General features: G+C 72.4%; 6 protein-coding genes. 2 read left to right on the top strand and 4 right to left on the bottom strand.

The features are described 5' to 3' along the window. Positions 1-230 precede the first annotated feature (230 nt). Positions 231-1,154: a sirohydrochlorin chelatase gene (locus J7I94_RS37815; protein ID WP_215174893.1), complete on the bottom strand. Its 924-nt coding sequence runs from the start codon at positions 1,152-1,154 to the stop codon at positions 231-233. A gap of 137 nt (positions 1,155-1,291) precedes the next feature. Further along, the gene (locus J7I94_RS37810) at positions 1,292-2,302 is read right to left on the bottom strand and encodes a BadF/BadG/BcrA/BcrD ATPase family protein (protein WP_215174891.1); all 1,011 of its coding nucleotides are present in this window, start codon (positions 2,300-2,302) and stop codon (positions 1,292-1,294) included. Between the two features lie 80 nt (positions 2,303-2,382). Between J7I94_RS37810 and J7I94_RS37805 the strand changes: the two genes are divergently transcribed. Next, positions 2,383-3,060: a uracil-DNA glycosylase gene (locus J7I94_RS37805; RefSeq protein WP_215174889.1), complete on the top strand. Its 678-nt coding sequence runs from the start codon at positions 2,383-2,385 to the stop codon at positions 3,058-3,060. Positions 3,061-3,203: 143 nt separating this feature from the next. On the opposite strand, the gene J7I94_RS37800 is transcribed toward J7I94_RS37805, so the two are convergent. Then, positions 3,204-7,190 (bottom strand): metallophosphoesterase, encoded by a 3,987-nt coding sequence (locus tag J7I94_RS37800; protein WP_215174887.1) that lies wholly within the window; start codon positions 7,188-7,190, stop codon positions 3,204-3,206. Between the two features lie 285 nt (positions 7,191-7,475). Between J7I94_RS37800 and J7I94_RS37795 the strand changes: the two genes are divergently transcribed. Then, positions 7,476-10,508, top strand: a complete 3,033-nt coding sequence (locus J7I94_RS37795; protein WP_215174885.1) for a family 16 glycoside hydrolase — start codon at positions 7,476-7,478, stop codon at positions 10,506-10,508. Between the two features lie 122 nt (positions 10,509-10,630). Here J7I94_RS37795 and J7I94_RS37790 read toward each other — a convergent pair whose 3' ends face one another. Further along, positions 10,631-11,788, bottom strand: a complete 1,158-nt coding sequence (locus J7I94_RS37790; RefSeq protein ID WP_215174883.1) for an exo-alpha-sialidase — start codon at positions 11,786-11,788, stop codon at positions 10,631-10,633. Positions 11,789-11,988 lie beyond the last annotated feature (200 nt).

Raw genomic sequence — 11,988 nt, 5'->3', positions numbered from 1 at the left:
ATCCAAACGAAACCGCCTAGCACCGGGAACCGGTCGGCACCGGCGCCGGTCAGCGCAGGCACCCGCTCAGCACAGGCACCGGGTCGGCCCCGGAACCGGCACCCGGTCAGCACAGGCACCGGGTCGGCCCCGGAACCGGCACCCGGTCAGCGCAGGCACCCGAATACGACGAAAGGCCCGCCCCCGGTCCGCGTGAACCGGAAGGCGGGCCCTCACCCGTCATGGCGCCGTCAGCGAACGGGCGTCCCCTGCGGCTGCGGCGGGGTGATGCCCAGCGCCGTCGTGTACTTGGCCAGCGCCAGCTTGCCGATGGCCGGGTACGGGCCGAGCGGCTCGGCGACGGAGCAGTCGGCCTCCTTGGCCGCCTCCTCCAGCAGCGTCGCGTCGATCTCCGGACCGATCAGGTAGGGCGCCAGCGCCAACTGCTGGGAGCCGGAGCCGCGCAGCTGCTCGGCCACGGACGCGATCGAGCCCTCCTGGTCCAGCGCCGCCGCCATCACCGGCACGGCCAGGCGCGCGGCCAGCAGCATGCCGGTGATACCGGCCGCCTGCACGGCCTCGTCGCCACCGACCGAGGCCAGGACGATGCCGTCCGCCGCGGTCGCCACGGTGAACAGCCGGGCCCGGTCGGCGCGGGCCAGACCGGCCTCGGAGAGCCGCACGTGCAGCGCCTCGGCCAGCAGCGGGTGCGGACCCAGTACGTCCGTCAGCTCGGCCGCGACCCGGCTGTCCATCACGGCCTGGCGGACCTGGCGCAGCAGCGCGCTGTCCGGCCCGGCGAGCAGCGGTACGACGACGGCGACGGGACCGTCGGGCTCCTTCACCTCGGCCCCGGCGGCGACCGCCTGCTCGTAGCGGGCGGTGCGCTCCTCGGCCGCGTGGGCCAGCACGGCGGCCAGCGAGGGGAACTCTGCCTCGTCCCCGTCCAGGTAGCCGATCCGGGCGTCCAGGCCGGGCAGTTCGGAGCGGGCGATGCTCACGACCTCCTCGGCCAGCCCCCGCGTGGCGGCGCTGGGCGTGCCGGGCACGGCCAGGACGAGCGCGGGCGCGCCCTCGGGAGCCACCAGCGGCTCGGGTCGGCGGTGGCGCCCCGGCTGGCGGGGGCGCGGCATTCGTACTGGCAGGCCGGACGCGGGCCCAGTGGGGGAGCTCATGGCGCCGCATGTTACTAACTTCCCGGGCTCCCCTGTTCGGGGAGGGCCCAGGTGAGCGGTATCCGTCCGGTTTTGTCTGAAGAGTGATGTACGGATCGGACGACATCGGCACGATTCCCCTCACCGGAAGACCGAAGTCAGCCACCCCCCGCAGTGGTCACCCACAGCATTCCCGGAGCGTCCGGAAGGGCGGGCGGACCGGTCGCCAGCCCGGCCGCGATCCGGACCGCGCCGTCCAGCGGATCGCCCTCGGCCGGCACCCGCCGCGCCCGCGGCAGCCGGTCCGCCAGCTCCTCCTCCAGCGGCCCGGTGAGCGCCCGGCCCAGCTTCAGCAGCCCGCCGGTGACGGCGACCCGGACGCCGTCCCCGTCCGGGCAGACCGCGGCGGCGGAGTCGGCGATGTGCCGGGCGGCGTCCCGCAGGATGCCCGCGGCCACCGGGTCGCCGCCCGTACCGCCGTCCGCGCAGCACGCCACGTCCGGTGCGAAGGAGGCGAGGACGGCGGCCCGGTCCGTACGCGGGTACAGCGCGCCGGGCAGGCATGTCACCGGCCCGAAGCGCTCCGTCGCGCGGGCCAGCAGCGGCGCGGAGCCGCCGGACCGCCCGTCGTGCGCCCGCAGGGCGGCTTCCAGCCCCGCCCGCCCGATCCAGGCGCCGCCCCCGCAGTCGCCGAGCAGGTGCCCCCAGCCGTCCGCGCGGCGCCAGCCGGTCAGATCCGTGCCGACGGCGATCAGTCCGGTACCCGCGGCGACCACGGCGCCGGGCCGGAAGCCGAGCGCCCCGGCGTAGGCGGTGACGGCGTCGGCGGCCAGCGCGACCGTCCGCGTCCCCAGCTCCCGGGCCAGGACACCGGGCAGTTCGGCGCGCAGGGCGTCCCCCAGGGTGGCGAGCCCCGCCGCCCCGACCACGGCGACGGCGATCCGGTCCACCCCGGCCTCGGCGGCCGACGCCCGGGCCAGCGGCGCCAGTTGCTCCATCAGATGTCCGGGGTCGATGCCCCGCGCACCGGTACGGACCGGCTCGCGCGACCCACGCCGCACCGGCGTACCGCGCCCATAGGTCCCGAAGGCCCCGAAGTCTCCGAAGGCCCCGACCGCGACCCGGAGCCCGGAGCCGCCGGAGTCCACGGCGAGATATCCGTCCGTCACGGCGACGAAGCGTACCGCTCGGGGCACCCCGTTCCGACTCCGGCGGAGCACATCCCCGTCCGCCAGTAGAGTGACTCCCCGTGGCACCACGACCTCTCCATGAACTTGTCGAGCCCGGCTGGGCGAAGGCCCTGGAACCGGTGGCCGAACGCGTCGCCGCGATGGGCGACTTCCTCCGCGCCGAACTCGCCGCCGGCCGCACCTACCTGCCGGCCGGGCCGAACGTCCTGCGCGCGTTCCAGCAGCCCTTCGACGACGTGCGCGTCCTGATCGTCGGACAGGACCCCTATCCCACGCCGGGGATGGCGATCGGCCTGAGCTTCGCCGTGGCCCCCGAGGTGCGCCGCCTGCCCGGCAGCCTGATCAACATCTTCCAGGAGCTGCAGAGCGACCTGGGCCTGCCCCGCCCGTCCAACGGCGACCTCACCCCGTGGACCCGGCAGGGCGTGCTCCTGCTCAACAGGGCGCTGACGACACGGCCGAACAACCCCGGCTCGCACCGCGACAAGGGCTGGGAAGAGGTCACCGAACAGGCGATCCGCGCGCTCGCCGAACGCGGCCGGCCCCTGGTCTCCGTCCTGTGGGGGAGGGACGCCCGCAACCTGCGCCCGCACCTCGACCGCTACCCGGTGATCGAGTCCGCCCACCCCTCGCCCCGCTCCGCCGACCGGGGCTTCTTCGGCTCCCGCCCCTTCAGCCGGACCAACGACTTCCTCGCCCGCCAGGAAGCGGAGCCGGTCGACTGGCGCCTGCCCTGACCGGCCCGGTCACGGCCGCGGTCACCCCTCGCCGGCTCCGGCGGCACCATGGTCACCCCTGAGGCGCACCGCCACCCCAGCGAGCCGGCCCGCCGTCCGGACCGGTGCGGTCCGGACGGCGGGCCGATGGGCGGGCGCGCGGGTCAGTCCTGCTCGTCCAGGTGGCCGAACCAGTCGTAGTACGGCGATCCGGGGCCCCAGTCGCCCGGACGGCCGTCGGCGTCCTTCGTCACGAAGACGCTCGGCTGGGAGGCGGTGACGCCGCCGCCGGCGGAGCGGGCCGTGACGAACCAGGCGTGCGCGGCGCCGGGCCTGAGCTTCCGCCAGGTCACCGAGGCGACCTCGCCCGAGGTCACCTCGGCCTTGCCGATGACGCTGACAGGGTTGTACAGCGCGACCGAGTCGGTCCTGAAGGTCGTCTTGCGGGACTGGAGGTCGATCGGCAGCACCATGTTGTCCTCGGTGCCGTCGTACCGGTGGTCGGAGTCGTACTCGGTGGCACCGAACTCGTCGAGGAACGGCGAGTAGGTGTCGACGGTCAGCTCGGAGCGGTCGACGTCGAACTGGAGCATCCGGAAGAAGCTCGCGCCGAAGTTGAGCTGGTCGTCGGGCCGGTAGCCGCCGGCCTCGGTGAGACCGAGTCGGTCCGCGGACACCGTGTAGAACTGGTAGTCCGCGAGGAGTTCGACCACGCCGTGGCCGACCTCGCCGACCTTCGGCTTCACGTTGGTGCCCACGCCGTGCTCGTGACCGGCGAGGATCAGGAACACGTTCGGGTTGTCCTGGACCACCGTCTTGTACAGCATCGAACCGTCGGGCGCGGAGAACAGGGCGCCGCGTCCGTCGGGGCTGGTGCTCGGCGCGAGGTAGTCGTGCGAGAGCAGGATGCCGTTGCGGTCGGAGAACCGCTCGAAGACCGAGTCGGCCCACGCGGCCTCCTCGCGGGTGACGCCGTAGGACAGGCCGACCACGACGAAGTCCTGGCCGCCGGCCGAGAACAGGTCGTAGTGGTTCTGGTTGTCGCCCGGCTTCCAGGGACCGCCGTAACTGGCGTGCTCCCAGCCCTCGGAGAGCGCCTGGTAGCGCTCGGGGCCGTAGTACCGGTTGTAGATCGCGTCCGGGCCGTTCTCGGTGCCCGACTGGTTGTCGTGGTTGCCGGCGATCACCCCGTTGGGGATGCCCGCGTCGTCCAGGATCTTCTGCTGGTTCGAGGACAGCTCCAGCTCGCCGACGATCTGCTGCCGCAACGCCTCGGTGGCGGGCTTGCGGATGTTGTTCTCGATGATGTCGCCGGTGTGTGCGACGTACGCGATCTTCCGCTCGTCCTTGTTGGCGACCACCCAGCGGCCGACGTCCCCGTACGCCTTCTCCCAGACCGCGCGCTCGGCGGCCGTCTCCTGCTCGACCGCGCCCTCGGAGAGGTACTGCGTGTCGGTGTGGTGGACGATCGAGAAGTCGTACGAGTCCGGGTCCGCGAAGGAGTCCGGGTCACCGGCCTCGATGTCGTCGGCGAACGGGTCCTCGCCGGTGACCATGACGTGGACCGTGCGCCGGTCGACGTACGTGTCGTCGTCCAGGACCGCGCTCAGCACCGTGTTGCCCTCGGCGGCGCCGCGGGCGCTGCTCACCACGTCCCACTGCCGGGTGCCGGTGTTCCACACCCGCAGCGAGGCGAGGCGCTCGGGGTCGATGACGCCCTCCCAGCGCAGCACCGGCCGGTCGACCCGGCCGTGCACGCCGACGTCGAACCGCTGGAAGGTGACGTCGGAGGAGGCGGGCGCGTCCAGCGTCCGTCCGTCGGCCGGGGCCAGGCCGGCCGCCTTGACCTTCTTCTCGCCCTTGACCTTCAGGGTGGTCGGCACGGCGGTGGCGGTGCCCTGGTACACCTTCCCCGGGGTGAGGATGTCGGCCTCGGCGAAGGTGGCGGTGACCTCGCCGCCGTCGGGTTCGGCCACCTGCGCGGACAGCGTGACGTTCCGGCCGGCGTCGGTGGTGCCGGACGCGGGGGTCAGCCGGCTCGGGGTGTCCGGGATGCCGGCGGAGGAGAAAGCGATCTCGCGGGTGCCGGTGTTGCCGAGGCCGTCGGTGGCGGTGACGGAGAGCGTGTGCGAGCCGGCCTTCAGACCGGGGCCGACCGCCTCGCCGGCCTCGATCGCCTTGCCGTCCAGCTCGATCCGCGGACCGTCGGTCACACCCGAGGGGTCGTCGACCTGGACGTCGAGGACGACCGCGGCGGTGATCCGCTGACCGGCCTTCGGGGTGCTGTTCGTGACCACGGGCGCCGAGTTGTCGGTGGCCAGGACGCGGGTCGCGGTCCTGCCGGACTCCGAGGTCGCGGCCAGCGTGTGCGTACCGTCGGCGATCTCGGTGGTGTCCAGGTCGGTACGCAGGCCCTTGGCCGGGCCGTCCACGAAGAACTCCAGGTCGACCTCGTCCAGCGGGTTGACGCTGGAGCCGCAGGAGCCGTCGCCGAAGCTGTAGGAGCCCTTCACCATCCGCCCCTCGGCGGTGCCGCCGACCGGCGTGAGGGTGAGGTCGGAGAGCACGAAGTCGTCGCGGTTGACGCCGCAGGAGCTGTCGATGCCGCCGGTGACGACGTCGATCGTGTTCCAGCCGGGCACCAGCCACTCGTTGGGGACGGCCAGCTCCACGCGCTGGCTGACGTAGTCGCTCTCCAGCGGTACCTTCCGGCCGTTGACCAGGACGTGGTTCTGGTACCGCGCCTCGATCGAGTTGCCGCCCACGGTGAAGCCGAGGGTGGCGGTGCCGGAACCGAGGGTCTGAACGACCGGCACGGCCGGGGCGTCGATCGTCCAGCGCAGCTCGGCCTCGCGCAGCGCGGTCGACGACGAGCCGCACGTACCGTCGCCCATGGAATAGGAGGCCGCGATGTCCTCGCCGGTGACGGTGGCGCCGTCCAGGGCGAGATCCAGGCCGCCGATCTGGAAGTCGTCGCGGTTGGCGCCGCAGCTCTCCTGGTAGGCGCCGGTGACGACCTTCACGGTGTTGTCGCCGGGCACCAGGTAGCGGGCCGGCACCGGCAGGGAGACGCGCTGGCTGACCCAGGTGCCGCCCAGGTCGATGCGCTTGCCGTTGACCAGCAGGTGGTTGTCGAACTTGTCGTCGATCGAGTTGGCGCCGACGTCGAAGGAGAAGACCGCCGCTCCGTTGCCCAACTGCGGCTTGGCGGTGGGCGCCTGGCCGTCCACGGTCAGCGCGGCGACCCCGCCGTCGGCGCCGGCCGGCAAGGCGGCGGACACCGGCTGCTCGCCCCGGACCAGCGTGCCGTCCACGGGCAGCAGGCGGGGCGCGCCGGCCGGGGCGTTGTTGACGGTCACCTTGTTGGTGACGGCCTTGCCCGAGGCGGTGGTCGCGGTGAGGGTGTGCTCGCCGCCCGCGAGCTCCGTGGTGTCCAGGTCGCTCCGCAGACCGGTGGTGCCCCGCGGGTCGCCCAGGACGAAGAAGCTCAGCGACGCCTCGGTCCGCAGCGAGGTGTTGGTGCCGCAGCTGCCGTCACCGAACGAGTAGGTGTACTCGTTCTCCTCGCCGTCCGCGACCTCGCCCAGCAGCGTGAGCCGGATGTCGGAGACCACGAAGTCGTCGTGGTTCATGCCGCACGAGGTCTCGATGGCACCCGCGAAGAACTGGATCTCGTTCTCGCCCTTGACCAGGTGCTCGTTCGGGATCTCGATGGTGCCGCGCTCGTTGACGAGGTCGCCGAGGGCCGCCCGGTACTCGCCGTTGACGAGGACGTGACTCCCGTAGCGGGCCTCGACCGAGTTGGACCCGACGTCGAAGCTCAGCCGGGAGACGCCGACCGTCTTCTGCGCCTCGACGGCCTTCCCGTCGACGGCGAGCCCGGTGACGGAGTCACCCGCCACGGCCGGCGTCGCCTCGATCGCCCGGGTGCCCTCCAGGTAACTCCCGTCGGCGGGGGTCAGGACGGGCAGGGACGTCGCGTCCGCGTCCGCCGGGTCCCGCTGGTCCGTGGCGCGCCGGTCGGTCCCGGGAGCGGCGTACGCCGCCGTCGCGTTCCCGCCCACGAGGACGAGCGCGGCGAGCGCGGCGCCGGCCAGCCGCCGGCCGCCGGACCCTCCGCCCCGCCCTCTTCGTCGCTGTGCTGGCCGCATCGGCAGCCGTCCTTCCTGTCGTCACAAGGTGAGGGGCACGCCACGATCCGGACCGGGCGTACCCACGGCGGATCATGCGCACGTCAGGTGAACGCCCGTGAGCCACCTGTGAACGAACAGGGGAAGGGGTGTCAGGGCGCTTTGAACGCGCCACTTTGAACACACCCATGACAAAGTGTGGACATGTCAAGCGGAAGTCTCCTACCTTGACGGCGGAACTGCAGCCACACCGCTCACGACCGGAGCGACTTCCGGCACGGTCCGGTCCCCACCCCCGGAGGACCAATGCACCCACGCCCACGCCTGTTGCCACGCCTGCGCAGACGCGCCGTTCTCCTGCTGACGACGAGCATCCTCACCGGCGGCCTGTACGCCGCCCCGGCCGTCACCGCCACCGCCACCGCCACCGCGGCCCCGGCCGACATCCCGCCCCAGGAGCCCGGCGTCACCCTGCGGGTCTTCGACACGCAGACCCCGCTGAGCAAGCTCTGCGTCCTGAAGCCGGGTCAGACCCCCAACCACGACAAGCTGATGCCGACCGTCGACTGGTCCACGGAGGCCGACTTCGGCGGCTTCGCGGACAACTTCACGTCGGAGGCGTCCGGGTACCTGGACATCCCGGCCGACGGCAGCTACGTCTTCCGCCTCACCAGCGACGACGGCTCACGGCTGACCATCGACGACGCCACCGTCATCGACCACGACGGCCTGCACGGCGCCGAGCCGAAGGACGGCACCGTCCACCTCGCCGCCGGCCCGCACCCGTTCCGTATCGACCACTTCGAACGCGACGGCGGGCAGCAACTGCAACTGTCCTGGCGCCCGCCCGGCGCCGACGGCTTCACCGTCGTCCCCACCGAGGCGCTGAGCACCGACGCCGGTGTCGTCCGCGTCACCGCACCGGGCCGCAAGGAGTGCGAGGCGGGCCGCGACACCCCCGGCGACGGCCTCCCGCTGACCTCCGTGCGCCCCGACCTGACCCTCACCGACCTGCGCCCCGAGGGCTTCGAACCGCAGGTCAGCGGCATGGACTGGCTGCCCGACGGCCGCCTGGCGATCAGCACCTGGGGCGGCACCGACAACGTGGCCGGCGAGGTGTACCTGCTGGACAACGTCACCGGGGCGACCAGCGCCGACAAGGTCACCGTCAAGAAGGTCGCGAGCGGACTGCGCGAGCCCATGGGCATCACGTACGTCGACGGCGACCTGTACGTCTCCCAGAAGCACGAGCTGACCCGGCTCGTCGACGAGGACGGCGACGACGTCACCGACGACTACCGCACCGTCGCCACCTGGCCGTACGGCGGTAACTTCCACGAGTTCGCGTTCGGCCTCCTCTACCGCGACGGCTACTTCTACGTGAACCTCTCCGTCGCCATCAACCTCGGCGGCGCCACCACCGTCCCGCAGCCCGCGCCGAACCGCGGCGCCACCTACAAGGTGAGCAAGAAGACCGGGAAGATCAGCCCGGTCGCGGGCGGACTGCGCACGCCCAACGGCATCGGCTGGGGCCCCGGCGGCGACCTGTTCGCCACCGACAACCAGGGCGGCTGGCTCCCGGCCTCGAAGCTCGTCCAGATCAAGCAGGGCCGCTTCTTCAACCACTACATCGAGCCCGCAGGACCCTTCAACGCCAACCCCGTCACCGAACCGGTGCTGTGGTTCCCGCAGAACGAGATCGGCAACTCGCCCTCCACCCCGCTGTACCTGAAGAAGGGCCAGTACGCGGGCCAGATGCTGATCGGCGACGTCACCTACGGCGGCCTCCAGCGCGCCTACCTGGAGAAGGTCAAGGGCCAGTACCAGGGTGCCGTCTTCCGCTACACCCAGGGCCTGGAGGCCGGCGTCAACCGCATCACCCTCGGCCCCGACGGCGCGATCTACGCCGGCGGCCTGGGCGCCGACGGCAACTGGGGCCAGGAGGGCAAGCTCAAGTTCGGCCTGCAGAAGCTGACCCCCAACGGCGGCAACACCTTCGACATCAAGACCATGCGCGCCGTACCCGGCGGCTTCGACCTCACTTACACCCAGCCCCTCTCCGCCGAGACCGCGGCGCAGCTCGCCGAGCGTTACGAGGCCGAGCAGTGGCGCTACACCCCGACCACCGACTACGGCGGCCCCAAGATCGCCGAGGAGCGGCTCGGCGTACAGTCGGCCACCCTCTCGGACGACGGCCGCACCGTCCGCCTGCGCCTGGACGGCCTGAAGCCGGACCGCGTGGTGCACCTGCGCTCCCCGCGCCCCTTCGCCTCCGCCTCCGGTGAGACCCTCTGGTCCACCGAGGCCTGGTACACGCTCAACGAGATGCCCGGCAAGCAGCCGCCCGCCGCGACCCTGTACGAGGCCGAGGAGGCCACCCTCACCGGCACCGCCGGCATCCACAGCGACCACACCGGCTACTCCGGCGACGGCTTCGTCGACCGCTACGCCACCGAGGGCAAGGCCGGCACCACCTTCGACGTGACGGTCCCGAAGAAGGGCGCCTACGACGTCAATCTGCGCTACTCCAACGGCCCGAACCCCTTCCAGGGCACCAAGTCCCTCTCCCTGTACGTGAACGGCGAGAAACTGCGCCAGACGTCCCTCCCCTCCACCGGCGACTGGGACACCTGGTCCACCAGGACCGAGCGGATCTCGCTGCGCGCCGGGCACAACTCGGTCTCCTACCGCTACGACCCCGGCGACACCGGACACGTCAACCTCGACCTGATCACCGTGCACCCGCGGGGCGACCGCGTCACCCTCTTCGACGGCACCGCCGCCTCGCAGTCCCAGTGGCAGCACACCGACGGACGGCCCACGGCCTGGCCGCTGTCCGACGAGAAGTCCATGGAGGTGTGCTGCGGCGACCTGCGCACCAAGGACGCCTACCAGGACTTCGCGCTGCACGTGGAGTTCCGGGTGCCGCTGCTGCCTCCGGAGGTCACCGGCCAGGACCGCGGCAACAGCGGCATCTACCTCCAGGACCGCTACGAACTCCAGATCCTCGACTCCTACGGTGACACCACACCGGCCACGAACGAGGCCGGGGCGTTCTACCTCAAGAAGGCACCCGACGTGAACGCGGCGACCGCGCCCGAGACCTGGCAGACGTACGACATCGTCTTCCGGGCGGCCCGCTTCGACGAGAGCGGCAACAAGACCGCCGACGCCCGGGTGACGGTGGTGTGGAACGGCAAGAAGGTCCACGACGACGTGGCTCTCGACGGTCCCACGGCCTCGGGACGGCCGGAGACCCCGGCCGCGGGGGCGATCCGCCTCCAGGACCACGGGAACACCGTCCGGTTCCGCAACGTCCAGGTGCGGCCCCTGAGCTGACGCGATCGTCAGGACGCGAGTCCGGTCCTCCCGACCCGTCGGCCCGCCCGCGGCGCCTTCCCGGCGCCGCGGGCGGGTCCGTCCCCGTGGCACCGGAGGACCTCACCAGGGGCGTCACCGTCTCATCCGACCACCGCCGCCCGAACGCACAGCACGTCCGGCAGGTGCGAGGCCAGCTGCCGCCAGCTGTCGCCGTCGTCTGCCGACGCGTACACCTCGCCGTTGCGGTTGCCGAAGTACACCCCGGCCCGCTCCCCGGCGTCGTCGGTGCACAGCGCGTCGCGCAGCACCGTGCCGTAGTGGTCCTCCTGCGGCAGCCCCGCCGTGAGCGGCTCCCAGCTCCCGCCCGCGTCGGACGTGCGGAAGACCCGGCAGCGCCGGCCGGCCGGGACCCGGTCCGCGTCGGCGTTGATGGGGAAGACGTACGCCGTGTCACCGCGCCGCGGATGTGCCGCCACCGTGAACCCGAACGTGGACGGCAGGCCCTCGCCGATGTCCGCCCAGTGCGCGCCGGCGTCGTCGCTGCGGTACACCCCCCAGTGGTTCTGCAGATAGAGGCGGTCGGGGGTGGCCGCGTCCCGGGCGATCTTGTGCACGCACTGGCCGAACTCCGGGTTCGGATCGGGCAGGAACACCGCGGAGACACCGGAGTTGGAAGGCGCCCAGCTCGCGCCGCCGTCGGTGGTGCGGAACACCCCCGCGGCCGAGACGGCGACGGTCACGGACCGCGGGTCGCGCGCGTCGGTGAGCACGGTGTGCAGCCCCTCGCCCCCGCCGCCCGGCACCCACTGCGAGCGGGTGGGGTGCTCCCACAGGGGCCGGACCAGCTCGAAGCTCTCCCCGCGGTCCTCCGAGCGGTACAGCGCCGCCGGTTCCGTACCGGCCCAGACCACGTCGGGCTCGGCGGCGGACGGGTGCAGCTGCCACACCCGCTCCAGGGAGGCGTCCGTCTCCTTCGGGAACTTCACGGCGGGCCGTGCCGGTTCGGTCCAGGACCGGCCCAGGTCGTCGGAGTGGAAGACGGACGGTCCCCAGTGCGCGCTGTCCCCGCCGGCCAGCAGCCGCGGGGTGTCCCGCCGGGTGTCGATGGCGACCGAGTACACGGCCTGCGCGTTGAAACAGGGGTCCTCGTCGAACTCCCAGGTGCCCTTTCGCCGGCGCCCGATGAACAGGCCCTTCCTGGTGCCCACGGCGAGCAGTACCTCGGTCATGCCGATCACCTCCGTGGCGTCCTCTTCGACGCCTTTGTCTCGGACACCGGCCAGTTTGCACCCGACCACTGACAGTCACCTCCGGGATCGGCGTCGGCGCAGGTCAGATCGGCAGTGCGAGCGCGACCCGGCCGCCGTCCGCCGCTTGTCCGCCGGCCCGGTCCTCCCGCCGGCCCGGACCTGGCCCGGTCATGACCCGGACGTGCCCCAGTGCGGCTCGGCCGAACGCCTAGGGCCTGTCGTCTGGATCAGGACGCAGGACATCGGCG

The sequence above is a fragment of the Streptomyces sp. ISL-12 genome, from assembly GCF_018614415.1.
Taxonomy (GTDB): domain Bacteria; phylum Actinomycetota; class Actinomycetes; order Streptomycetales; family Streptomycetaceae; genus Streptomyces.
The sequence above is the reverse complement of the archived record's forward strand: the minus strand, read 5'-3'. Positions and strand labels throughout refer to the sequence as shown.

Bases quoted from the DNA above. Each gene is read 5' to 3' on its own strand.
- J7I94_RS37795 (WP_215174885.1), top strand. From the start codon at position 7,476: ATGCACCCACGCCCACGCCTGTTGCCACGCCTGCGCAGACGCGCCGTT.
- J7I94_RS37815 (WP_215174893.1), bottom strand. From the start codon at position 1,154: ATGAGCTCCCCCACTGGGCCCGCGTCCGGCCTGCCAGTACGAATGCCG.
- J7I94_RS37800 (WP_215174887.1), bottom strand. From the start codon at position 7,190: ATGCGGCCAGCACAGCGACGAAGAGGGCGGGGCGGAGGGTCCGGCGGC.